Source organism: Butyrivibrio sp., from assembly GCF_024699075.1.
This window is the reverse complement of record NZ_JAILQF010000487.1, coordinates 1-25,696: the sequence shown is the minus strand read 5'-3', so window position 1 is coordinate 25,696 and position 25,696 is coordinate 1. Positions and strand designations below refer to the sequence as shown.

Genomic DNA, 25,696 nt, shown 5'->3' with positions numbered 1-25,696 from the left:
TGGATACCGGTTATCATCTTTCTGGCTGCTTCTTTATCTTTTGGTTTACCAAGTATCTTCTGCTTATATGATACAACGGTATCTGCGCCGATTACAACAGGACTTTGAATTTCAGCGCTCGAAAAATCTCCAAAGTTATCGGAAGATTTTTTGTCAAAATTGCCATTTACAGAAATCGTTTGAAGTGCTTCATTTTCAAACTCTTCACCTATTCCTGTTTCTCTTGCATAAACCTCTGCTGCCTTCTGAAAAGACAACTGCTTTACTACTTCTACGGGATCAGTGCTTGTTATTACTTCTTCTTTGATCGCAGGAATAACCTCAAAAGAAAGACCTGCCTGCTGCATAAGTTCTCTTCTTCTGGGGCTTCCTGATGCTAAAATAATTCTTGGTGACATTAAAAATCTTTACTCTTTCTATACTTATATCAATTTTTAGGATTCTTTTCAGGTGTAAATACTCTTGAATTTGTAACCTGTCTTGCAGCTTCAGACGCATAAGCGCGAGCTTCTAGTCCGAACTGTTTCTGGGAATTTATAAGCTCTTTTCCCCTCTTATCAACCTTAACATATTCGCCGTCTTCATTCATAATGCTGGCTTTTTCGGTATCACTAAGTTCTGTATCAAGAATGTGCCATATCTTCTCCTGAAGATCAGGTTCCTCCACTGGGAAAAGAATCTCTACTCTTCTTTCAAGGTTTCTAGGCATCCAGTCGGCACTTGAGCAGTAATACTCAGGTTTACCTGCATTTTCAAAATAGAAGATTCGGCTGTGCTCAAGGAAGTTACCAACAATTGATCTTACTGTTATATTCTCTGATACACCCTTTATTCCGGTACGAAGACAGCATATGCCTCTTACTATAAGCTCTATCTTGACTCCGGCGCTGCTTGCTTTGTAAAGTGCTGCTATTACATCCTTATGACAGATAGAGTTCATCTTGGCTACGATTCTTGCAGGCTCACCTTTTCTTGCGTTCTCTGCTTCTCTTTCTATCATGTAGATGATACGGTCCTTGAGCCACAAAGGTGCAAGCGACAGACGGTTCCAGGCAAGTGGTTCGCTGTAGCCTGAGAGCATGTTGAATACAGCTGTAGCATCTTCGCCATAAGAATCCTTACAGGTGAACATACCAACATCAGTATACTGACGGGCTGTAGAGTCATTATAGTTACCTGTTGCAAGGTGAACATATCTTCTTATTCCATCATCTTCTCTTCTTACTACAAGTGTGATCTTACAGTGGGTCTTAAGTCCTACAAGTCCGTAGATAACGTGACATCCTGCCTGTTCAAGCATTCTTGCCCAGACAATATTGTTCTCTTCATCAAAACGGGCCTTAAGTTCGACAAGAACTGTAACCTGCTTGCCATTATCTGCTGCCTTTGCAAGTGCTGCGATAATAGGCGAGTTACCGCTTACTCTGTAAAGAGTCTGCTTGATGGCAAGTACATTTGGATCCTGGGCAGCATCAGAGATGAATCTTACAACAGGATCGAAGGTCTGATAAGGATGATGCATCAGAATATCTTTTTTCCTGATAGATGCAAATATATTTTCATCTGCTCTTAGTTCTGGCACAGGCTGCGGATCAAGGTATCCATGTTCCTTGAATTCATCAAATCCCTGTATCTTATAGGCCTTCATGAGAAAAGTAAGATCGAGTGGTCCGTCAATCTTATATATCTCACTCTCTGTTACGTTCATTTCTGCAACTATCAGACTCATGAGACGTTTATCGATATCCTTGTCAACTTCGAGTCTTATAGCTTCTCCCCATTGGCGCTGTTTGATCTGCTTCTCTATCTCCTTGAGAAGATCTTCTGCTTCGTCTTCATCAATGGAAAGATCGGCATTTCTTTCAACACGGAATGTATATGCACATTCTATGTTGTAATTAAGAAAGAGCTTGTCCATATTTCTAAGTATTATCTGCTCAAGGAGGATAACCCTGTGATTATCTTTTTCATCTTTAGGAAGTTCGAGTATTCTTGGAAGAACATCAGGAACCTGAACAAGAGCAAAGTCATAGGCTTTCTTTGAAGCCTTTTTGCCCTCTGCTGCATTATCCTCTTCTATCTTAGGAACGTCATTTTTCTTAGCTTTTATAAGCGCTCCTATATTCAGAGTTTTATTCCTAATGAGAGGAAATGGTCTTGAAGAGTCAACTGCCATAGGTGTAAGAACAGGATATACGAACTCTCTGAAATATCTGTCAGCAAAGTCGCACTCTTTATCTGTCATCTCTTTATGGCTTCTAAGTATATGAAGTCCATTCTCATCAAGCTGGGGACTTAACATTTTATTAAGTGTGTCATACTGCATATCCACAAATTCGTGAAGAGCCTCTGACACAAGTTCAAGCTGCCTGCTGGCTGTAAGCCCCGCTATATCAGGCTTTGTATAGCCGGCATGGATCATATCCTTTAAGGATGCTACTCTTACCATGAAGAACTCATCAAGGTTAGATGCTGTGATTGAAAGAAATTTAAGCCTTTCAAAAAGAGGAGTATTTTTGTCTCTTGCTTCATTAAGGCATCTTTTATTGAACTGAATCCATGAAAGCTCTCTGTTTATATAATATTTTGGATCCTCAAAATCTATTTTTTCCATACTCTTTTTATCCATGAATTTTTTGTCCATGTTCTTTTTATCAGCAGATTTTTTGTTTGAAGACTTTTTTGATGAAAATGCCATATACACTCTCCTTCAGGATCTTTTGTCCGGAGTAAAATGCTCTGCATTTCAATCTCCTATTGAACAATTTAAGATCAAATGTCTTTAAAACGTCTGTAATATTTTTATAGTATCAGAATGATCTCTTTTGCCTGATAACAGGTTTTACTCCGAATATTTCTTCAAAGAAGCTTGCCCTGTTACTTATGAGTCCCTTTTCTATTGTGATGTCTGATGTGGTATCAAGGAGTATCTGTACTTCGTCATCTTTAAGCGTTACCGATACGTCCTTGAATTTGTGATTATGAGTTCTGTCGAGGGCATTGGCAACTCTAAGTATCGCTGTAAGCTTGGCTATTGTCAGATAATCATTTTTGGTAAGACCCTTGTAGCCATCAGGCGAATCATCAAAATATATGAAGTCGTCGTGGTTGAATCTTACTACGTTGGCTACAATAGCACGTTCTCTATGCGAAAGGCCTATGATCTCTGTTGACATTATTATGTTGTAACAGCAATTACCCATGTTCACGAGACTTATATATTTACCGCAGTCATGAAGGATCGTGGACAGTTCAAGTAAAAGTCTTTCTCTGTGCCCAAGGCCATGAATCTTTTTGGTTTTGTCAAAAATAGGAAGGGCAATCGATTCAAGGGTTCTTGCTCTTGACTTACTTCCGCCGTAGCGCTTTGCTATTGACATTCCGCAGGCAAGTATATCAGCTTCAAAATCATGTATTGGAGATATATACTTTTTCTTTTCTGCATATTCATATGCTATACCATCGCAAAGTGTGACACCAGGTGCCCACAAAAGCTGTGACTGAAGTATCAGCGCTATTCTCTTTACGAGTATTCCGGATATATAAGCGAGCTGTACATATTCATTTGATATACTCAGCTCCTTGGCTATATAGTCATTGGATGTACTTGCAAGTCTGTCAAGGAGCTTATCGAAGTCCTTGCTGCTTATAAATCCTTTGTCATAACCAGGTGATGATATCTTCTGAAGTACAGGAGACATGTAATCATCGATTATTACAAGATTCTTATAAGATCTGTCACTTAAATAGAATTTGGAAAGGACATGAAGCTGAGAATCTACAAGCTCTGCGATAAGGTCAGGATATCTGTCCTTGCCTTCTGCAAGATGTTCAAGTGTCTGACGGAGTCTGAGAACTCCAAGCTTCATATTCTGCGTCGTTACAAGCTTATCCTTGTCAAAAAGAGATACCTGAATTGAACCTCCGCCTATATCTATTATGGCGGTCGGTTCTTCTATCAGTTCAGTAAATTTGGCTGACTGAAGCGCAATTGACTTATAATCAAGGAATCTTTGCTCTGAATTTGAAAGGATATCAACTTTGATACCGGTTCTTTGCTCAAGCTGGGCAGCAACAATATTGATATTATGAGTCTCTCTGAGCGCACTTGTGCCATATGCCTGGACATTTCCTACATCATAGCTTTTCATGATCTCGGAAAATTCCTTTAGAACTCTTGTAAGCTCAAGCATATGCTGGCTTGTGATCGTTCCTGTGGCATAGGTTTCAGATCCAAGATCGATACGGTGCCTGATATGATCAAGACACTTCAGTCCATTTTTCCTGGAAATTTCAAAGATCTTCATTGTAAGTTCATATGATCCCACATGAACCGCTGCAAAAATATCGCTCATAAATGCCCTCATATCGCGAGTGAAACGAGTGGCTTTAGAACACGGCTTGCGTAGCTCGCGGCACAAACCGGGGAGTGAATATCATATTCACTCTTAGTTTTCACTAATCTGGCCCAAAAGATAATCTACGAACTGCTGAGCACACCTTCCTGACAGGCCTCCGTGATTAAGTTCCCATTTATTAGCTTTTGAAAGCAGCTCTTCCTGGGGCATCTTAATTCCGTTTCTGTCAGCAAGTGTTGTAACTATTTCCTTGAACTCTTTAGGTTCCGGTCTTCCAAAATAAATAGATACACCAAATCTGTCTGACAGAGATATCTTCTCCTGTACAGTATCGTTCTTATGAATGTCACCGTCATCGGAAAGGCTCTTCTTGTCATTAAAGCTCTCTTTAATAAGGTGTCTTCTGTTGGACGTAGCATAAATAAGGACGTTCTGAGGCTTCTTCTCAAGTCCGCCCTCTATTACTGCTTTAAGGTATTTGTATTCAATCTCAAAGTCTTCAAAGGACAGATCATCCATGTAGATAATGAAGCGGTAGCTTCTACCTTTGATCTGTGCTATAACATCGTTCAGGTCCTTAAACTGATGCTTGTAGACTTCTATTATTCGTAATCCTTTGTCAAAATACGTATTGGCAAGAGCCTTGATACAAGTGGATTTGCCGGTTCCTGCATCGCCGTACAAAAGGCAGTTGTTTGACGGTCTTCCCTCAAGAAAAGCTTCAGTATTGTCTATCAGCTTCTTCTTGGCATTTTCATATCCGACAAGGTCATCAAGTTTTACATGTCTTATATTTTTAATCGGCTCGATCGTAACACCGTTAAAGTCCTGATATTCTGAGCCGTTTTTATGTCCTACTCTGAACGCTTTATGAAGTCCGAGTTTTCCCACTCCGTATTCTTTATAAAAGTTGGTAAGGCAGTCCTTCATTTCATATACATCTCCTGCCTTTAAAAGCTCCTTAGCAAGAGTACATATTCTATCTCTTATTCTGTGGTTATAGATCTTACTGTCAGCATTTCCCGCTTTATAATCAAAAATCTTTTCGAAATCTTTTGCTCCAAAGCTTTCCAAAAGCTCTGTAAAATCATAATGAAAAATTTTTTCAAATATTTCCATGTCATGAAGGACAAGATCATTTATGGTTCCCTCAACCTGACCTCTCATCTCGCAGGAAAGTGAATAGGTATTCTCACTGTTAACAAGTAGAAGTGTAAGGTAATCATGCCACAGATTGCCGTAAAATCCGCTTTTACCTGCAAACTCCACAAGCTTTGACATGCTCTTATACAAAAGAGATCTGTCATGACTGTTAATGTTGGTAAAGTTCCCTTGTGTATAGTTGTCCATGAGCTGTGACATGGCACATATAAGCTCATCATTTTCAATGTCTCTGTAACAGATCAGTTCTTCTACCATTATACCATCTCCATCATTTATAAAAAATAAGTAATTGTCTATGCCTTGTATATCCGCTACTTATAAGTGATCATGGCTACTTAACCCATTAAGATATTATAAGTAATCATCTGCTTTTGTTCAGATTTGATCTATCAGTAATTGCCAAGCACCCTGAGTGATTTAGCTTCTTCACGAAGGCCTCTTAGTGCATTCTTGACTGAACTGTCAGCAAGATTTCCTTCAAAGTCTATGAAGAATCTGTACTCCCAGTTTCTATCACCTATAGGGCGGGATTCGATTCTTGACATATTAACATGATTATAGTGGAAGTGAGATAAGATGTGGTAAAGGGCACCTACTTCATTTCCTACTTCTAATATAATACTGATCTTGCCTGCATTCTTTAAATATACTTTCTGATTGGTTACTATTATAAATCTTGTAGAATTGGTCTCAGACTGATTGATTCCTTTTTTGAGAATGTTCATGCCATAGAATCCGGCTGCATACTCACTGGCTATAGCAGCCTGGGATTTGTCACCATCTTCTGCAATTTTTTGTACTCCAAATGCGTTGTTCTTAAGGCTTATCTGCCTCCACGAAGGATGATCAGAAAGGAATTTGCTGCTCTGCATAAGTGACTGTGCATGAGAATATACAGTCTTTATATCACTGATATCAGCTCCCGGAAGTCCTATAAGACAGTGCTCTATCTTGATTATCTGCTCTCCTACTATAAAGTTCTCATACTCTGCAAGAAGGTCGTAGATTTCAGATACTATTCCTGCTGTAGAATTCTCTATTGGAAGAACTGCGTAGTCTGCAGCTCCTTCTTCTATTGCTATCATGGCATCTCTGAAGGTTTCCACATGGAAATTATTGACGTCTTCTCCGAAGAATTTGAACATTGCTGCTTGTGAGTAGGCACCTTCTGCCCCTTGGAATACTACGCGGCAGGATTTTTTATCTATAGAATCAATTCCTATGAATGGAAGCTTTCCTGAAGATCCGGCTTCTGTAAGCTTTTGATACTGAAGCTTCCTGCTCATTGCCATTATCTGTTCGAAAAGTTCTTCTACTCCTGTCTGATTGAACTCATTATGAGTAAGGCTCTTTACAGTAGCAATCTTCTCCTTCTCTCTTGCGGGATCAAAGACTTTCTTGCCTGTTCCTATTTTATAATCCGCTACCTGTGAACAGATATCCATTCTCTGTTCGTATAACTCTACTATTTTAGGGTCGATTTCGTCGAGCTTTGCTCTGAGTTCTTTTAAATCCATTAAAACCTCCAAACTATTATGCTGTGCTTTTTTTATCAAAAAACTTATAAGCTTCACGTTTTACGCCGATAACAATATATAGAAATACTATAATTATGTATTTTCTTAACATGCGAACACTACAAAGCTTAATTACAACCTGTATTCGGGCACTGTTATAAAAAATAATACCGCGTATTGATAGTTGGCGCAAGAAAGGAAATTTAAGCAATTATGCGTAAAATAATAAATATAATCATCGCCTTTGTCATAAGTATTGTTGTTGTTGCTGCAATTGCTTTTTATTTCTACCTTAATATGATTCCGGAAAATGATCCTACTACCGCCGGTAATACTGTTGGTAATCTCTATAATGGTGGGTATTTCTGTGAGATAGACGGAAATGTCTACTTTAGAAACAATTATGACAACGGCTGTATGTACAGCATGACTGTTGATGAAAAAGATATTAAGCCCATAACAACCATGAACGTATACTATATAAGCGGTATAGGTGATTATCTCTACTTCTATATGGATTCACAGCATCTGTCCAATTCAACAAGCGGTCTTGGAACCACTGTCAAATACTATGGTGTATATCAGTCAAGAACAGATGGAACCAAGCAAAAGTGCCTTTACCGCGGCAGAACAGCTGCCCAGATACTTTGCGGTAATTATGTTTATTTCCAGATCAAGGATTCGAACGGCGGTTCTCTTGCCAAGATCAAGACCGACAAGACCAATCTTACAACTATATCTGACGAATATATTGATCCTTGCGGTTTCTATGATGGCAAGATCTATTTTACCGGAGTTGAAAAAGATCATAATCTGTACATGATGGATACTCAAAACAACGATGCTATTACAAAGCTTGCAGATGGATCCTTCTTCTATCCTATATATCATGATGGGTATATCTATTATATGGATGCTGTAGATAACTATCATCTCAAACGTATGAATGTTTCATCTCTGAAGATTGAAACACTGACCAAAAACAGAATTGATTGCTATAACCTTAATGATCAGTATATTTTCTATTCTGTATCAGATGCACTTGTACCGGCGCTTCATGTAATGACGCTCGACGGATCCAGCGATGTGCCAATTCTTCAGGGCGTATACTTTAACATAAGTCTTACATCCAAATATGTATACTTTACTCCTGCCAAGGATGATACACGTATGTATCATATGCCTTTAGACGGCTCTGAAGCACCTGCCCTTTTTAATCCGCTTGAGTAAAGTTAAACCATATTTCTTTTCCCAAAAAATCTGTTGAACTTATCTCAAGAGCATGGTATCATACCTTAGATAGAAAAAAAGCAATAGATTCAAAGGAGAGAGTATGCGCTTTATTAAGTCAGCTAACATTAAAATACCTATGTATCTGCAGCCTCTCTTTTCTATTTCAATTTTTAATATGCATCTATTATGAAGGGATATTTATTTTTTAAAATAAATATCTCTTTTATTATGTTCAAAATGGAGGAATAATATGAATTCACTACGTCATTTAATGAGTCCTATGGATTTTAGCGTACAAGAACTCGAGGATCTGTTTGATGTTGCAAATGACATCGAGCACAACATGGATAAATATTCAAATGCATGTAATGGCAAGATTCTTGCCACATGCTTCTATGAGCCAAGTACCAGAACCCGTCTTTCTTTCGAAACTGCAATGCTCAGACTTGGCGGCAAAACTTTAGGTTTTGCAGATGCGTCTAACTCTTCCGCTTCCAAAGGAGAAAGCGTTGCCGATACAATTCGTGTTATCAGCTGCTTCGCAGATATATGCGCTATGCGTCATCCCAAGGAAGGTGCTCCTATGGTTGCTGCTTCCAAATCTCTTATCCCTGTAATCAACGCAGGTGATGGAGGCCACCAGCATCCAACGCAGACACTTACAGATCTTCTTACCATCAGATCTCTTCACGGAAGTTTGAACAACTTCACTATCGGTCTTTGCGGCGACCTTAAATTCGGTCGTACTGTTCACTCTCTTATCAATGCACTTACAAGATATGAAGGTATCAACTTCATCTTCATATCCCCACAAGAGCTCAGAGTTCCTGATTACATTACAGAGATGCTTGATTCCAAAGGAATCTCTTATCGCGAAGTAATAAAGCTTGAGGATGTAATATCAGATCTTGACTTCCTTTATATGACTCGTGTTCAGAAAGAGCGTTTCTTCAACGAAGAAGATTATATAAGACTCAAGGATTTCTATATCCTCGATAAAAAGAAGCTTGATATGGCCAAATCCACTATGCAGATACTTCATCCGCTTCCACGTGTAAACGAGATCTCAGTTGAAGTTGATGATGATCCAAGAGCTGCATATTTCAAACAGGTTCAGTACGGACTTTATGTAAGAATGGCTCTTATACTTACACTTCTTGATATGACAGATGCACATATGAATGAAGGACTTTTAAGAAAGTTCTGATTTATAGATAAATATGAATTTATAGATAGTTCTGATTTATGGATAATTCTGAATAAAAGATAGATCTAAATTTATTATAGTTCTGAATTTATTATAGTTCTGAATAAAAGATAGATCTGAATTTATGATAGTTCTGATTTATGGATAATTCTGAATTAAAGATAGTTCTGATTTTATGATAGTTCTGATTTTATAGAAACGGAGGAATATAAAATGCTTAATGTAGGAAAAATAGATGAAGGCTTCGTCCTTGACCATATAGAGGCCGGTAAAGCAATGTCAATCTACCATCACCTTGGACTTAACCGCCTTGACTGTACAGTTGCCATTATCAAGAATGCCCGTTCAGGCAAGATGGGACGTAAAGATATCCTTAAGGTTGAGTGTGATATAGATTCAATGGATCTTAATATACTCGCTTTTATTGATCATAATATCACTGTTAATGTTATTAAAGATGGTGAGATCATTGAAAAGAGAGCTCTTGTACTTCCACAGGAGATCAAAGAGGTCTTAAGGTGTCATAATCCCCGCTGCATTACTTCTATCGAGCAGGGGCTTCCTCACATCTTCTACCTGGCCGATGAAGCCAATGAGATCTACCGCTGCAAATACTGCGATGAAAAGTACACAGAAAACGATGCTGACTTTAACAGAGGCCAGTGCTAAATAGAATCGTAAAAATTTGTACTAAATATAATCAGCAGGATCTGTGCCAATTCTAATCAGCAGGATCTGTGCCAATTCTAATCAATAATACTTGCGCCAGGCATAAATTAAAAGTTTTATGCCTGGCGCTTTTTATTTTAAAAAAGCTCTGTCTGCGATATGGATCATTAGTCCAATCAGCAGGCAGAGCCTATTTTTACATATTAAATTTCTTATTTATGACTGTGACATCCGCCATGGCAGGATGTGCAATCCCCTGTGCATGAATATGGATTGCCTTTTCCGCTTTTCATACCTTTATACATATTACGTACAAGATACGCGCAATATCCAAATATCAATGCAGCTATTATTATTGTAGCTACCATATAACTCCTTCCTACAATTTAACAATCAGGGGACATAACAATAATTAAATATTCTTTATATCTAGTCCTGATCTGAAATCAATTTTCTGAAACAGCACGGCGGCTCTCGATATCAGCATCCTTGTAAGGGTTAGGACGAACAAGGAGATAGATCATTGCAACTACGAGAACTGCTGCTACAATTGTACCAAATCCAAAGCTTACAGCGCCTGTGAAAAGTCCGCCGATCTGATAGATGATAAGGCCTACTACATAAGCAAGTACGCACTGATATCCGATTGCGAACATTGTCCACTTACCATTGTTCATCTCTCTCTTGATAGCACCCATAGCTGCAAAGCAAGGAGCACACAGAAGGTTAAATACAAGATAAGCATATGCTGCTATAGGAACGATGTGAGCCTGTATGATCTCCCAATACTCAGCACCATCTTCTGCTACTTCAGCATAACCAAAGAGCATACCGATTGTTGCTACAACGTTTTCCTTAGCAATAAGACCGGATACTGCAGCAACTGTCATCTGCCATGTTCCAAATCCAAGAGGAGCAAAGATAGGAGCAAGGAATCCACCAATCTTAGCAAGAATTGATTCTTCCTGTGCTACGATCAGAGCTTCACCTTCAAGATCGCCAAAGTCAAGCATTCCAAATCCGCTTTCTGTGAATCCGAAGTTCATAAGGAACCAGAGAACGATTGTTGAAAGAAGGATAACTGTACCTGCCTTCTTAATGAATGACCAACCACGCTCCCACATGCTGCGAAGAACACTTCCAACAGTAGGCATATGATAAGCAGGAAGCTCCATAACGAATGGTGCAGGATCACCTGCAAATACCTTAGTCTTCTTAAGTACGATACCTGTAAAGATGACAGCTGCAATTCCGATAAAGTATGAACTCCATGCTACCCATCCGCTATTTCCAAAGAAAGCACCTGCAATAAGAGCGATGATAGGAAGCTTAGCTCCGCAAGGAATGAAAGTTGTTGTCATGATAGTCATACGGCGGTCTTTCTCAGTATCAATTGTACGAGAAGCCATTACACCCGGAACTCCGCATCCTGATGCGATGAGCATAGGAATAAAGGATTTACCTGAAAGACCGAATTTGCGGAAGATTCTGTCCATGATGAATGCTACACGAGCCATATATCCGCAGTACTCAAGGAATGCAAGGAATATAAACAGGATAAGCATCTGAGGTACGAAACCAAGTACAGCACCAACACCTGCAACAATACCATCAAGGATAAGGCTCTTAAGCCATCCGGCAACACCAACTGCATCAAGTCCAGCTTCAACAGCAGGAGGAATGATCTCTCCAAAGAGTACGTCATTGGTCCAGTCTGTTACTATCGTACCGATTGTTGTAACAGATACATAGTAAACTACGAACATTACAAGTGCAAATATAGGAAGAGCAAGAACTCTATTAGTAACAATCTTATCAATCTTATCAGATACTGACAGACCGGCTTTTACCTTAGCTACTGAATTCTTAACTACATTTGTAATTACATCATATCTAGCGTTTGTGATAACGCTTTCTGTATCATCGTCATTAGCTTTCTCAAGCTCTGCTCTTACTTCATCAAGCTTCTTCATATCTGAATCAGATATTGTAAGCTTTGAAAGAACTTTAGAATCCTTCTCAAGAAGTTTGATATCAAACCATCTGCGCTGCTCGCTCTTGCATGCATCCTTAGGAAGGATAGCATCTGCAGCTGCAATAGCCTTTTCTGTATTTTCATCAAACTTAACAGCTGTAGCTGCCTTGCCTGACTTTGCAACTTCAACAGCCTTTGATACAAGCTTGTCGATACCATCACATTTAAGAGCTGATATCTCAACTACTTCAACACCAAGTTCAGCTGAAAGCTTCTTGGAATCAATCTTGTCTCCGTTCTTACGAACGATATCCATCATGTTAAGTGCAACAACAACCGGAATTCCAAGCTCTACAACCTGAGTTGTAAGATAAAGGTTACGCTCAATATTTGTAGCATCTACCATATTGATGATTGCATCAGGTGTCTCATTTAAAAGATAATTACGTGATACTACTTCTTCAAGTGTGTATGGTGAAAGGGAATAGATACCAGGAAGGTCAGTTACTACTACATCCTTCTGTCCTTTTAATTTACCCTCTTTCTTTTCAACTGTAACACCAGGCCAGTTTCCAACATACTGATTAGAACCTGTAAGGGCATTAAACAGAGTTGTTTTACCACAGTTCGGGTTACCTGCAAGTGCAATTTTCAAAGCCATATTCTTCTCCTCTAACTTATAATGATATTTTTTATATGATAATCATTATGATATTCATTATCATTTACCGAGTAAAAAAATTACTCAACCTCAACTATCTGAGCGTCTTCTTTTCTAAGTGAAAGCTCGTAGCCGCGAACTGTAATCTCTACAGGATCTCCAAGAGGGGCAACTTTTCTGATATATACAGAACTACCCTTTGTAATACCCATGTCCATAACTCTTCTCTTCAGTGCTGAATCAGCTCCATCAAGCTTCTTGACAGTAACTGTCTCTCCAACCTGAACGTCTCTTAATGTTTTCATTGATCTCCTCTCCTTTAGACCATTATCTTCTTGGCCATATCCATATTTATCGCTACTCTGGTATCTCTGATCTTAACGATCATATTGCCATTCATAGTACTCACTGTTGTTACCTCAGCGCCTTCAGTGAAGCCGAGGTTTTCCAAAAATCTTTTTGTATCTTCAAGTCCGCCAACTTTTTTGACGGTAGCTGCGTTACCAGGTTCCAATAATGTAAGTGGCATCATTAAAACTCCTTTTCTTTATTTGCTATGCCTATTTTTAGGCACAACAAAAGATGTTACCCATTGCTAATAACATAATACTTTTGTGGATTTTGAAAGTCAATATCATTTTCAATATTTCCACGAAAATTATAAAAAAAATATTAAATTGCATACGATATATTTAAAAAGCGCACTATAGCTACCTTTATAAGGCATTGGTTTTTATTGTTTTTTACTATAAAAAAGCTCCTTACCATCACCTGATAAGGAGCCTTAATTCATTATCTATTTAATATTCTATGAATTTTGAACAAAAGCACTTAATAATATGAACTATTTAGTATCCGAATTCCTGTGCCCAGTACCATGAGCCATCTGATGTCTGATAGATAGCCATTCCTATTGTAGCAAAATTAGAATCCATAATATTAGCTCTGTGTGTAGGAGAATTCATCCATGCGTCAACAACTGAAGATGAGCTCTGATACAGTTTTGCAAGATTCTCTCCATACTGAAGAGTACTATTTACCGTCCACCAGCTTGATCCATCAGGTCTTGTATGTGAAAAGTATGAGGTGATCTCCTGTGCTCTTACCTGAGCAGCACTGGCAAGTCCATCACTCCAGGCAAGTGCCGGAAGTCCGGAAGCTGTTCTTTGAGCATTAACCAGGGCAAATGCTTCTGACAGAGCTGCATTTATTGATTCACTTGACTGATACTCTCCTGCAAGTGCTATTGCAGTATCATCAATATATATTTCACCGGCTCCTTCACCAGCAGCACGGAATGCAGCATCACCGATCTCTGCATTTCTTGAGCCACAAGCGGCCAGTACGACTACGAGCATTCCTACAACAAGTACTGATACTGTCCTTTTTAAACTCTCGATTTTCCTCATAATCAGATCCTCCATGACATATTTGTCTATGTTTATTTTATCATAATTACAATATATTTTCAATGCATGATTCTTTTTATGATGTATATATTTTCTTTTCCTTATTTTTTATCGGCTATATAAACAAAAACAAGAACCTTGTTTCCAAGATTCTTGTTTTTAATTTTAATTTTATGATGCAGGTGTCAAAAGTACCTTTTCATTTAGATTTTTTTAGTCAATCTTTTTTGCTGATTCTTTGCTCTAATCTGCATTAGCTACCGTTTCTATTTTTACGCCATGTATTACAAAGCGTTTTGATGACCCGCGTTGTCCTGAACAGGTCGACAGGCTCAAAATCTCAGGTCTGTCATCAAAAGATACATCTATAGGACACTTGTAACTTGTAAGCGTCTTGAGCCTTTTTACATAAGCATCGTAGCCTTCATCATCATTTATTATGGCATAGACTGTATCATTTCCATTATTAGTAGATTCGAAACAGTAAACTACATATTTAAAGGTTGCCTCTTTAGTATATACGTAGAAGTATAGAGGTTTACTGTTTAGTTCATCTCTATCAGGCATCCTGTAAATATTATCAAGTGATCCGAACATAGAGCCGTTACGCATATTGTGGCCAAAAAGGAAATCGCTGTATCCCATAAAAGTCTCATCCGAATATTCATCAAGGAATATACAACCTGAAGAGTTCCTCTCTCCTGTGTATGTCACGTGAAGATACTGATCAGTATAATTTTCTTTGACTATGGGATAGTTCAAAGTAAAATCATATTTATCATTTTCCACGTCAAAGTCCCAGTAGAGCCAGCCTATAAAGTCAGCGTTCTGTGAAGTTAATGCATCAAAATCAATTGTAAGCTCCGGTATTCCGGTCTCTTCATCAATTGCTACGCTCTCTTCACCTGTATCAGGGTCTTTTTCCGGATTTACAGATACTGCGCTTGAAGCTATATCTTCATACTCTTGTACCGCAACCTCTCTTTCATGCATTTCATCGTATATATCGTAGCTTTCGTATATTATCACGCCTACGAGGATTACAACTACTATCTTCACAACGAAAGATTTAAGTTTAAAAGATTTCTTTTTCCCATCTTTAACGGTACTCATAAAAGTCTCTCCCACTCTATGCTAATTTTAGAAAATTCCTGAGTATATCCATTCCCTGAGGAGTCATTATAGATTCCGGATGGAACTGCACGCCAAATACTTTATATTCTTTATGCTCAACTGCCATTACTTCACCGTCATCAGATCTTGCTATAACTTTAAGGCAGTCCGGAAGTGTATCCTCTTTAAGAGAAAGTGAATGATATCTTGCTACTTTTATTATAGCAGTCATTTTGTCAAAAAGTGGTGATGTTGTATCAATTTCTGTATCGGATTGCTTTCCATGCATAAGCTTAGCTGCATGATCTACTGTTCCGCCATAGTATTCACATATAGCCTGATGTCCAAGGCATACACCAAGTATCGGTATTTTTCCTCCAAATCTCTCTACAACTGCCTCACAGATCCCCGCATCCTTGGGTTTTCCGGGTCCCGGAGATAAAACAATGGCTTTGGGAGAGAGTTCTTCAATTTCATCAAGAGTTATTTTGTCATTCCTTACTGCTTTAATATCAGGATCAAGAGTTCCAATATACTGATACAGATTATAGGTAAAGCTGTCATAATTATCGATAAGTAGTATCATTTATTCTTCCTCCGCTTCCTTAATTGCAAGAACTACAGCTTTAGCCTTGTTGATGCATTCCTGATATTCATTTTCCGGTACTGAATCGGCTACTATTCCTGCTCCGCTTCTTACAAAGACTTTATTTCCCTTTTTGTATGCAAGTCTTATAGCAATGCAGGTATCAAGGTTTCCTGTAAAGTCAACATAGCCGATTGCTCCGCCATATATTCCTCTTCTGCTGTCTTCAAGTTCATCTATGATCTCGCAGGCCCTTATTTTAGGTGCTCCTGAGAGTGTACCTGCAGGGAGTACTGAGTCTACTGCTTCAATTGGTGTGCGCTCATCACTAAGGATTCCTTTAACTTCAGAACCTATGTGCATTACATGAGAATATCTTTCTATTTCCATGTACTTTTCAACTTCTACGCTTCCAAACTTGCAAAGGCGTCCGAGATCATTTCTTCCAAGATCTACAAGCATGTTATGCTCTGCTCTTTCTTTTTCATCAGCAAGGAGCTCTTTTTCCAATGCCTGGTCTTCTTCAAATGTAGCTCCTCTTGGTCTGGTTCCTGCAAGAGGGAAGGTCCTGATAGTCCTGTCTGTAACCTTTACAAGGGTTTCAGGCGAAGCTCCCGCAATCTCCATATCGCCGCAAAAATAAAACATATATGGGCTTGGGTTTGTTGTTCTTAGCACTCTGTATGTATTAAGAAGAGATCCTTCAAACTCTGCTTCCATAGGATTTGAAAGTACAAGCTGGAATACATCGCCTTCAGTAATGTGGTATTTGACTTTCTCTATCTTCTTGCAAAACTCTTCCATGCTAAACTTTGGCGTAAGCTCAGTTTTAAGTTTTCCCTTCATTACAGGCTTCTGAAGTCCGCCTCTTATAAGGTGCTCCATCTCATCTATGCTGCTAATAGCTGCATCATATGAAGTTTCAAGATCTTCCGTTCTTACATTAGCTATAAGAAGTATCTTCTGCCTGAGGTTATCGTAGCATATGATTTTTCTGAAAAGCATGAGATCCATATCATTAAAGTCATTTTCATTTTGAGCTTTAAAATGAAGAGAAGGCTCACCATACTGCATATATTCATAGCTGAAATAGCCTACAAGACCACCTGTAAAGGTCGGAAAACCTTCCAGCTGTGGCGCTTTATTTTCATCAACTATTCTTTTGATATATTCTCCGGGATTATCACATTTTGTAGAAGTTGTTCCTTCACTATTAACTATGGTAAGTTCATGATCCTTACTTGTTATAGTCATATCAGGAGCATAGCCTAGAAAACTGTACCTTCCCCACTGTCTATTATCTTCACAGCTTTCAAGCAGAAAGCAGTAATTACTTACATTTTGAAGCGCTCTGAGTGTTTCAAGCGGTGTTCTTATATCAGACAAGATCTCTCTTTTAACAGGAACAAGCTTATAGTCGCCTGATGCTGCGATCTTTCTGACTTCATCTAACGATGTCTGTTTCATACCCAAACCTCCCATGTTATGGCATCCGTAGATTATAAAAAATCAGAAAGCCATGTTATAGGCTTTCTGATTAAAAATTTTAAAGTGTTTTCTTATGAATTACAATCAGTTTAGCAGATTTTTTATTGATGTTTTTTACTTATTCTATAGTAGTAATTCTGTTAAAAATGTCCTCCATGCCCTCCATGTGTATTGCCTGAGGATGAATGATGTGTTGAGGATCCGCCTCTTGAGTTGCTTTCATTATTGATACGAACCCTGTTAATACTCTTTCTGATAAAGCGGTCATGGCTTGCACTGATTCTTACGTTATTTCTTTCTTCGTATTCTGCCGCACTGTTGTTCTGCTTTACATTCTTCATACCGCTGGACATTACTCCAACAGTAACACCGCCGCACGCAAGTCCAAGAAGTACGCATATAAGCCACTTCCAGGCAGGTATCTTGTTTCGGTTTTCATAAGATGTGCACATATCATCACAACCATCTGCAAATCTGTCAAAAGCCTTGGCATAGTCGCCGCTGCTAAGATAAGAAGTGAATTTATCTTCAAGCTTATACAGATTACTATCTGTAAAGATCTGTATTGCCTGTCCTCTGGTACTTTCATAAAATTCTCTGTTGTCCATACTTATAGCAAGCAATATAGCACTGTCATCATTGCCAGTCTTAAGTCCAAGCTCGCCATAATCCATCATATCATCAGCGTACTCTTCTATTGTGTACTGAGAATATGACCCTGTTGTTACAACTGCTATCTGAATATCGTGTTTCTCTCCTACTTCTTCAAGTTTCTTTTGAAGAGCTTCTTCCTCAGCATCTGTAAGAAGATCATCCTGGTCATATACAAATCCATAATCACCTGATACAACCTCAGCTTCGCTGGCGCATACTGCCCCGCCCAAAGGCAAAGCTATAAATGCGGTCATAAAAGCCGCTATTCCTAATGTAATTACACTTTTTTTATTCTTAAATAAGCCTTTCATCTTCCATCCCCCAGTCTCAAATACGGAATATTATTTCCAGTATTGCAAAAAGCGCAGCAAACAAAACCGAACTAAGTGCAAAATACTTAGCCGCTGCACCCTTGTCAACAGGAAGGTCTCCGACAAACTTACCGGTCTGTCCATTCATTGCAAAAAGAAAATTCTGACCATTCCATGTCGTGGACAAAAGCCATACAGGATAGAGAGCATATTTTATTTTTTCGGATGTAACCTGAACATTCTGATTACGGATATTTATGGTGCTATATCCCTGAGCACTGTTTCTTATTTCATTAACAGCGCTATTGGTCATACGCTGCCTTGCACGAGGCCTTGATTTTTCCTCATCTACGTCATACTGGTTAGCAATATATCCTGCAAAATAGGCATCGTCATATACCTTTAACCCTCTTGCATCATACGGCTCTATAGATTCTGTAAGGTCATCAGGCATTTTGCTTGATCCATCAACAGGAACCTTGTCGAAAGGAACATCGCCTTCACGATAAACATCATAAAAGCTTGTCTCTGTGTAACTGTAATCTCTGTCTCTCCATGTCCTGACCTTGGTTCCTTCGCAGTTTAGAGCGACATGCATCTTCGAGTCAAAGAGCCAGTAAGGTATATATACACCCTTAATCTCATCTATATGATTTTCTGCAGAAAAAGTTTTTGGAAGAAGTCTCTTACCTTTGATATATTCCTTATATTTCTGCTTGGCCTGCTCTTTGGTAAGCTGAAAAGGAATTACATAATCAGGTCTTCTTCCGTTAGTAAAGACTTCTTTGAAAGTAACATTATTGCCACAAAAAGGACACTGAGTGGCTCCCTGGGTCTTATCGGCTATGATCTCACCACCACAGGATTTGCAGATATAAACATTCTTATCTTTACCAAAGCCGTAGTTCTCGGCTTCTTCATCCGACAATTTATCAGACTGTGTTTCGGCATCGCCTTCGTTTGCTTTTTCAGCTTTGCCTTTGGAAACCATCTTTTTATATTCTTCAATGGAAATAGTTGTATCACAATATAAGCACTTAAGCTTTTGAGAAGGAGCATCAAACTCCATTACTCCACCGCACGCAGGGCATTCATATTCCTGACTTGCCATAATTTTCATCCTCCAACATAAAACTAATTATACATGTAGTATTATTTTACCACATGTTAGACTTTTTCTAACTTATGAATTGCTAAGGAACCATTTTTTTTGTATGTTAAATGCGGATAAAATCAAATATATTTTTCAAATCAGTTTATAAAACGTGCATTTCCTGCGCATTTGGCCAAAAGATAAATCATGAGTTTCTTTTAAAGCCATGCCCTTTGCAAGCATACAAACATAGTAGATAGCAGCGTTTTTTGATTTTTCGCATCTTTGTTTTTCTTTTATTTTTACTTTATAAAGCCTTTAGAAAATATCCAAATTTAAGACACAAATTCATTGTAATATTAAAAACATCAGAAACAGTCAATTGTTTCTGACTCCCCAACAAAACTTTTTTCATACCGGACGGATTGATTCCCCATCAATCCGTCCCTCCTCCCTAAAATTACAGTTTTAACTGTTAGAAGTACTCGGCAATAAAGAAAGCGCTGATTCATTAAATTGAATCGGCGCTTTCGCAATTATGTAATATTAATATCTTTTTACTTATTCTGTTACTACAGCATTCTCAGTTGTCTCTTCCGATCCTGTATCTTCTGTTGTTTCAGTAGATTCGGCAGTTTCTGATTCAGTAGATTCTGCTGCTTCTGATGATTCGGCAGAGTCATTTACAGCTTCTGTCTGCTGAGAATCTGTAGAAGTTCCATCAGCAGAGCCGCTTTCTGCTTCTTCTTTTTCTTTGAGATATTCCTTAACTTCATCCGGCTGTAATCCGCCATATACTATGACAGCTTCACCCTTCTGAACATGCTCATATATAACCGCAGCTGCTTCAGACGGCAGATTTATACAACCGTGTGATCCATTAGTAACATATATATCAGAACCAAAAGAAGATCTCCAGCTTGCATCATGAAGTCCGACATTGCCATAAAATGGCATCCAGTATTTAACATCAGATGAATAGTTATCTCCGTTAAGAGTAGCATCTCTTTCTTTATAAGTAATCCCATACGTTCCGGTCGGTGTCACTCTGTCTTTGGTAACCTTTCCAGAAACGCAGTCTGTATCTATAACAAGTGTACCATTTTCATAAACATACACATGCTGATTATCCAGATCTACTTCAACATAACTATCGCCATAATCATTAGTACCATACTGTGCTGCCGTGCCATAGTACACAGGAGTCATATCACATATGCTGGTAGATTCTATAGCAGCTACAAGATCATTAAGAGTAGATGTTCTGTCCATCCACCATCCATAATCTCCGCCTGAAACTGTAATCGTCTGACCAAGTGATGTTGTAAAAGTCCTGTCACGACCAAAAGTATCATATGTTCTGCCAAGTGTATTAACAAATTCTGTGACTTTGTCTGTATCAAGAGTAGTTGTCGATCCATTGTAGTTTATCCAGTCCTTGATATAGCTTCCATCAACAGTAATCACATCTTCTCCAAAAGTATATGTAATCTTGGCTGATGCGTATTGATTAAGGCTGTTACATTCTTTATTAAGGTTTTCATCATCTGCAAATATTGCAGGTTCTACATACACTCCGGCATCATCAAGAATTAGCGTAGACTGCATAGTAGAAAGCGCCTTGGTTATCTCCTCGTAGAAGATATCTTCATCAATTTCGCTTCCATAATCTTCAGCGATAATTGCATATTCTGCTGCACTTTCATCAAACACCAGCGAAGCGTCAACAGGAGATGCCACATTCTCTTCTTTGAAAAAAGACATAGTAGAAATCCTTGTTTTAAGTTGCTCTTCATCAAATGAAGCCAGATCAGCATTGGCATAAGCTTTATGGGTAAATAATGTGACAGGCCATTTCAGACCATTTAAAAAGCCAAGATTATCATTAAGTCCTTCATCAAACTGAGGAACCCATGATATTTCTGCTGCTGTGACCTTCTCATCCAGATCATTCCTGCCTATAATATCAAGAACATAGTTTGTAGCTTTAGAGCTAACAAGTTCTTTGACCTGACTGATCGTCATCCAGGAAATATCCTGACCATTAAGTTTTGAACCAGGACAGAAATGAAATGAAAAATACACAGCTGCCCCAAAATAAATAGCTGCCACAGTTGTAGCAGCTATAATAAGAATCAGATTTTTATTCTTCACGATTCCCCCCACTAAGATAATTTGCAATTATCTAAGCATCAGTCTTGCAACGTAGTATACAATATCCGGAATAACAACATAAGCAGATATTATAATCTGAGCTGTTAACGTAATGTAAACATTTTTAGTCTTAAGAAATACTAGTGTAAGTGGAACTGCAACAATTGCGTAAGAAAGGATTCCTGTGAAACCATGAGCATAGAGAAGCCCTCTTACAGCCAAACTAACAAATGTCATAAGGACAAGTATTAATTTATTACTGCTGGCAAGCATAGCTTTTCTAAAGAAAAGATTCTCTGCAAGCGGCAGTATTATTATCATTGTAATAGCATAAAAAGCAACTCCCGGATAATTCTCTTTCCAGTAAAGGGATATAATGCCCGGCTTACTGGTTACGAAAACATTCCAGAGAAGGTAATTCTTGAGCTGTTCTGCACCATATAAGAGTGCAACAGTAACAACTGTCCATACCCAAGGCTGCCAGCCTTTTAAATAAGTTTTGCTATACTGACGAATAGAAAATTCTTTATGGAATAAAACTATAAGTCCTACTCCAAGAATAAAGAACAAAGTAAGATCAGGCTTTTTGAGCACTTCTGTAAGCACTGTAAAAGTAACGACCAATACTGCTGCTGCTATCCATTTTGCCACAGAAAGTTTATTCACTTTTCTAACAGCGCGAGCAGAATGACGTACTCTCTTCTTCACCCTTGAAGAATTTGCATATACTGTTGTATCCATATCTGAAAACCTCTTGTAATTATCCACAAAAATCGTACGAGTCCTTAATAATAATATACCAATAAACTGTTACATTCAATGTAAAATGTTATAACTTGTCACTACAAATCGAGTTATTTATAGTTGTTTTGCACAATTTTTTAAGTTTATAAGTTATATTTTTATTTCAAACATTAGATTTAGAAAGAATTTATACTAAAAAAATGGTCTGAATTCATCTTACGATACCACGAATTCAGACCAAATACAAGTTTTAATAAGAATTAACCCTTTTATTATATTGATTTGTTCTCTTTGCTTTTCTTACTCTGTTCTTCTTTTTCATAAACCGGAACCTGCGTTTATGGGCGCGAAATTGAACAATCTTGCTGTTTTTCCTGATAGTGTCTTCTACTATCTTGTTCTCGATCCTGTAATTAAAATAACAAACCAAAGTTCCGATAATAACTAATGTAATTCCGGCAATAATTACTTCCATTAAATCATCCCTTCCGATATTTAATACCCAAAAACAACATCTGTATTAAATACATCGACTGAAAAAGGGATTTTCTTAAGATAAGAACAATTGAATTTTATAAAAGGACATATGTGAATTTTAAACAAAAAAGTGAGTTATAAATCAATACTATACGACAAAAACAGCAAGAAATATCATAAGTATTGACTTTTAGAACACGTTGTGTATAATGACATAGATGGATCGATATATATGGGGTTCCACAGGGTAATTAAGGTAATTAAGATATGAGTATTACAAAGAGCAATAAACCTATACACTCAATTGATGTTCTGAACAAGATTTATCATCAGGAGTATGAACTTAAAGATACTGAGAACGGATACAGAATGATTCCGAGCTCTAAGCGTTATGTGTTTAATGCTGAGACCAAAAAGAAATCATATTCTTCTGCCAAGGTTAATCTGGTATAATTCACATTATATTTGATTTTCAATATATATCTGTTTTATTGGGCTATCGCCAAGCGGTAAGGCAACGGACTCTGACTCCGTCACTTCGCAGGTTCGAATCCTGCTAGCCCAGTTTCCCACTTTTTAATTTAATCAAATAGTCTTGAATCTCCCATTCTGCAAAGCAATGCTTTGCAGCTTATTATGTTGTCCCAATTTGTATTTCTTACAGGAACCATAGCTCTGTCCTGAATTGTTACATAAGGATAAAATTCATACATTCCTTCTTTGATCCTGGCATCTGAGATACCTGTGATTTCTGCAAAACGGTGGATATACTTCTCTTCATCCTTGGTATAAGCAAACACAAAAATTCCGGAACTTACATAATCGAAAGCACTTCTAAGTCTAAGATCCTTACGTGGCTTATGATGCGGGATTGCTTTAAGAAATCTCTCATCTTCAACCTCATCAAATCCACTTGGAAGCGGTCTGTCAGGAAGTGAAGATGCACCAGCTCTTCCAGGAACCTCGTCAAGCATTCTTGCACAGTGCTCCTCCATAAAGCGATAAAAAAGCTCTGTGAACGGAGAATCACATCCAAGACCTACAAAATAAAAATTATTGTGACGGGCATTATATAAGACTGCATTACCTATTGTAGTAACTCCACCATCAGAATGATGAAGTAATATACGAAGGTTATCTGCAACAGATGACTGATTATTGTCCTCCCCAGGATGTTCCATCATATATGAAAGTGCATCAAGAATGGCTTCAAGATTCTGTTTATTCCTGACACCGCTTCTATTCTTTACTCCTACACTTTCAATTCCAATTTGCACAGCTCCGTTCCCATCAGAGTATGCTGCAAGCACAAATCCATTATCTACAATAATTGATCCTGCACTTGCTGTAATCAATTCTATATAAGATTTCACTTTTTTCTCACCCTTTGCTCCTCTAAAGTGGGAGCATCCCCTCTTTAGTGGTCTGATTTAGATATCAGGACCTTTAACTACTACATAATGTATCACATTATGCACAAAAAAGATAGGGTTTTTTTACCCTTTTTGTTTATTTTTATCAATATCAGTAATAATCAGCCTTTCGCCCCATTTTTAATGATGATTTTTACAAGATATCTGCATAAGTAATAATGCCATATGTCATATCAGCATCTTCAGCTGATATTCCCGCGTATAGATCACTGTCGCTTTGTTTGCTTATTCGATAGTATGTTCCATTCTCGTTTATAATTTCTTCCTGAATAACAGGAATTCCGGCTTCAAACTCGCATACAAATTCATATGTATACTCATAGTCATAGTTCACTCCCTTGTAAGTAACATCACCAGTCCATAGTCCATCTTTAACAGTCCCTGTTACATACAGATATTTGCTGGAAGACCCGTCTTTTATTACTTCCATCTGACCATTTGGCTTATCATTCTCCCAACTGCCATACGATGCATAATACTCAATATTGCCATGAGAATAATCACTTACGTTAGTGGCAATAACACATCCATTGCCGCTTCTCATACTATCTTCATATTCGCCTACGTAAGCATAATATTCATTGTCGCCTTTTTGATAAAATCCTACCGTTCCAAATCTTGTGTCACATATAACCGGAAATTCAAAGCCCACATCCTTGGCCTTTTCTATATATTCGTCAATATTATATCCACTCATATATTCTATGGCAGATATATATTCTTCATCTTCAACATAGCTTCCCAGCTCTTCTGCAACAAAATACAGTTTGGACATTGCAGATCCGGAAATGGCCTCATCATTATCAGGCTCAAGCTCTAATACCTGATCATAAGTGATTGCTGCCGTCATATAATCCTCAGCCTCATATTTTGCATCTGCTACCTCTAAAAGCTTTTTGGGATCGTCCTTATCTTCCTTGCCATCTTTCATTATCATAACAGCAAGAAAAGCCAGGCTGGCAGCCAGAAGGCCGCCTAATATGCCCAGCGTTATCTTTAAGACTCTATTTGTTTTTTTCTTTTTAACGGTCTCTTTGGACTCAGCATTTATATTCCATGCCGCCCCCGGTAGTACTCGTCCGCAGAAATAGCAGTACAACGCATTTTCATCGTTCTCTACTCCGCAGTTAGGACACTTCATATTTACCAGATCCTTTCATTGCCATCGCTACTTGATATTTCGCCATCAGTGTACTGTCTCCAATACTCATCGCTATCATCATATTCCTGTGCTCTTTCTCTTGTTTCTTCTCTTTCTTCTCTGGCTCCGCTTTCCTTTTCTTCCATCTGCTCTTTGATATCATCTTCACGATCATCACTTACATCATCAGGTTCTGACTCTTCTTCACTATTTTGATCATTCTCTTCCTGTTGATCCTGATTCTGATCATTTTCCTCATTTTGATCGTTATTATCCTGCTGCTCTTGCTGATCCTGTTGCTGCTCTTGC

General features: G+C 38.2%; 24 protein-coding genes and 1 tRNA gene. 5 read left to right on the top strand and 20 right to left on the bottom strand.

Annotated elements, in window-relative coordinates; all coding sequences use genetic code 11:
• From K6G87_RS19460 to pheA, 5 genes are all read right to left on the bottom strand, one after another.
• Nucleotides 1-398 (bottom strand): Maf family protein (locus K6G87_RS19460; protein WP_296841030.1); only part of this gene is annotated, 398 nt, incomplete at its 3' end.
• A gap of 29 nt (nt 399-427) precedes the next feature.
• Complete coding sequence (locus K6G87_RS19455; RefSeq protein ID WP_296841035.1) at nt 428-2,644, bottom strand: RNA degradosome polyphosphate kinase; 2,217 nt, start codon at nt 2,642-2,644, stop codon at nt 428-430.
• A 166-nt stretch (nt 2,645-2,810) separates the two neighbouring features.
• On the bottom strand, nt 2,811-4,355 hold the full coding sequence (locus tag K6G87_RS19450) for a Ppx/GppA phosphatase family protein (protein WP_296841027.1): 1,545 nt from the start codon (nt 4,353-4,355) through the stop codon (nt 2,811-2,813).
• A gap of 93 nt (nt 4,356-4,448) precedes the next feature.
• Nucleotides 4,449-5,780 (bottom strand): ATP-binding protein, encoded by a 1,332-nt coding sequence (locus K6G87_RS19445; protein WP_296841032.1) that lies wholly within the window; start codon nt 5,778-5,780, stop codon nt 4,449-4,451.
• A gap of 131 nt (nt 5,781-5,911) precedes the next feature.
• On the bottom strand, nt 5,912-7,039 hold the full coding sequence (gene pheA / locus K6G87_RS19440; protein WP_296841024.1) for a prephenate dehydratase: 1,128 nt from the start codon (nt 7,037-7,039) through the stop codon (nt 5,912-5,914).
• Nucleotides 7,040-7,252: 213 nt separating this feature from the next.
• On the opposite strand from pheA, the gene K6G87_RS19435 reads away from it, so the two are divergent.
• The 3 genes from K6G87_RS19435 to K6G87_RS19425 all read left to right on the top strand — a co-directional run bounded on the left by K6G87_RS19435 (nt 7,253) and on the right by K6G87_RS19425 (nt 10,148).
• Entirely contained in the window at nt 7,253-8,269 is a 1,017-nt protein-coding gene (locus K6G87_RS19435; protein ID WP_296841021.1) for a DUF5050 domain-containing protein, read from the top strand.
• Between the two features lie 253 nt (nt 8,270-8,522).
• Nucleotides 8,523-9,479, top strand: coding sequence for an aspartate carbamoyltransferase (pyrB, locus tag K6G87_RS19430; protein ID WP_296841018.1), 957 nt, complete (start codon nt 8,523-8,525; stop codon nt 9,477-9,479).
• 213 nt (nt 9,480-9,692) lie between these two features.
• A complete protein-coding gene (locus tag K6G87_RS19425) occupies nt 9,693-10,148 on the top strand; it encodes an aspartate carbamoyltransferase regulatory subunit (RefSeq protein ID WP_296841014.1) in 456 nt (151 codons plus the stop codon).
• A 212-nt stretch (nt 10,149-10,360) separates the two neighbouring features.
• Here K6G87_RS19425 and K6G87_RS20035 read toward each other — a convergent pair whose 3' ends face one another.
• From K6G87_RS20035 to K6G87_RS19365, 12 genes are all read right to left on the bottom strand, one after another.
• Nucleotides 10,361-10,516, bottom strand: coding sequence for a FeoB-associated Cys-rich membrane protein (locus K6G87_RS20035; protein WP_296841011.1), 156 nt, complete (start codon nt 10,514-10,516; stop codon nt 10,361-10,363).
• A 78-nt stretch (nt 10,517-10,594) separates the two neighbouring features.
• A complete protein-coding gene (gene feoB / locus K6G87_RS19415; protein WP_296841009.1) occupies nt 10,595-12,784 on the bottom strand; it encodes a ferrous iron transport protein B in 2,190 nt (729 codons plus the stop codon).
• Between the two features lie 80 nt (nt 12,785-12,864).
• Nucleotides 12,865-13,089 carry a FeoA family protein gene (locus tag K6G87_RS19410; RefSeq protein ID WP_022753944.1) on the bottom strand — a complete coding sequence of 75 codons (225 nt, stop codon included), beginning with the start codon at nt 13,087-13,089 and terminating at the stop codon, nt 12,865-12,867.
• Between the two features lie 14 nt (nt 13,090-13,103).
• A complete protein-coding gene (locus tag K6G87_RS19405) occupies nt 13,104-13,316 on the bottom strand; it encodes a FeoA family protein (RefSeq protein WP_296841005.1) in 213 nt (70 codons plus the stop codon).
• Nucleotides 13,317-13,632: 316 nt separating this feature from the next.
• A complete protein-coding gene (locus K6G87_RS19400; protein ID WP_296841002.1) occupies nt 13,633-14,193 on the bottom strand; it encodes a CAP domain-containing protein in 561 nt (186 codons plus the stop codon).
• Between the two features lie 243 nt (nt 14,194-14,436).
• On the bottom strand, nt 14,437-15,306 hold the full coding sequence (locus tag K6G87_RS19395; protein ID WP_296840999.1) for a class B sortase: 870 nt from the start codon (nt 15,304-15,306) through the stop codon (nt 14,437-14,439).
• Between the two features lie 16 nt (nt 15,307-15,322).
• A complete protein-coding gene (locus K6G87_RS19390) occupies nt 15,323-15,892 on the bottom strand; it encodes an anthranilate synthase component II (RefSeq protein WP_296840997.1) in 570 nt (189 codons plus the stop codon).
• Nucleotides 15,893-17,359, bottom strand: coding sequence for an anthranilate synthase component I (gene trpE, locus K6G87_RS19385; RefSeq protein ID WP_296840994.1), 1,467 nt, complete (start codon nt 17,357-17,359; stop codon nt 15,893-15,895).
• 161 nt (nt 17,360-17,520) lie between these two features.
• Nucleotides 17,521-18,345 carry a TPM domain-containing protein gene (locus tag K6G87_RS19380; protein WP_296840991.1) on the bottom strand — a complete coding sequence of 275 codons (825 nt, stop codon included), beginning with the start codon at nt 18,343-18,345 and terminating at the stop codon, nt 17,521-17,523.
• A 16-nt stretch (nt 18,346-18,361) separates the two neighbouring features.
• Nucleotides 18,362-19,456 carry a hypothetical protein gene (locus K6G87_RS19375; protein ID WP_296840989.1) on the bottom strand — a complete coding sequence of 365 codons (1,095 nt, stop codon included), beginning with the start codon at nt 19,454-19,456 and terminating at the stop codon, nt 18,362-18,364.
• A gap of 543 nt (nt 19,457-19,999) precedes the next feature.
• Nucleotides 20,000-21,592, bottom strand: coding sequence for a L,D-transpeptidase family protein (locus K6G87_RS19370; protein WP_296840987.1), 1,593 nt, complete (start codon nt 21,590-21,592; stop codon nt 20,000-20,002).
• Between the two features lie 27 nt (nt 21,593-21,619).
• Complete coding sequence (locus K6G87_RS19365; protein WP_296840985.1) at nt 21,620-22,333, bottom strand: CPBP family glutamic-type intramembrane protease; 714 nt, start codon at nt 22,331-22,333, stop codon at nt 21,620-21,622.
• 747 nt (nt 22,334-23,080) lie between these two features.
• Here K6G87_RS19365 and K6G87_RS19360 point away from each other — a divergent pair.
• On the top strand, nt 23,081-23,266 hold the full coding sequence (locus tag K6G87_RS19360) for a hypothetical protein (RefSeq protein ID WP_296840983.1): 186 nt from the start codon (nt 23,081-23,083) through the stop codon (nt 23,264-23,266).
• A gap of 39 nt (nt 23,267-23,305) precedes the next feature.
• Nucleotides 23,306-23,378, top strand: a tRNA-Gln gene (locus K6G87_RS19355).
• Between the two features lie 16 nt (nt 23,379-23,394).
• Here the strand turns inward: K6G87_RS19355 and K6G87_RS19350 are convergent.
• The 3 genes from K6G87_RS19350 to K6G87_RS19340 all read right to left on the bottom strand — a co-directional run.
• Nucleotides 23,395-24,186, bottom strand: coding sequence for a hypothetical protein (locus K6G87_RS19350; protein WP_296840981.1), 792 nt, complete (start codon nt 24,184-24,186; stop codon nt 23,395-23,397).
• Between the two features lie 193 nt (nt 24,187-24,379).
• Nucleotides 24,380-25,387 carry a zinc ribbon domain-containing protein gene (locus K6G87_RS19345; protein ID WP_296840979.1) on the bottom strand — a complete coding sequence of 336 codons (1,008 nt, stop codon included), beginning with the start codon at nt 25,385-25,387 and terminating at the stop codon, nt 24,380-24,382.
• Nucleotides 25,388-25,389: 2 nt separating this feature from the next.
• Nucleotides 25,390-25,696, bottom strand: a 307-nt coding sequence (locus K6G87_RS19340) for a hypothetical protein (protein ID WP_330669965.1), incomplete at its 5' end; no start/stop codon positions are given.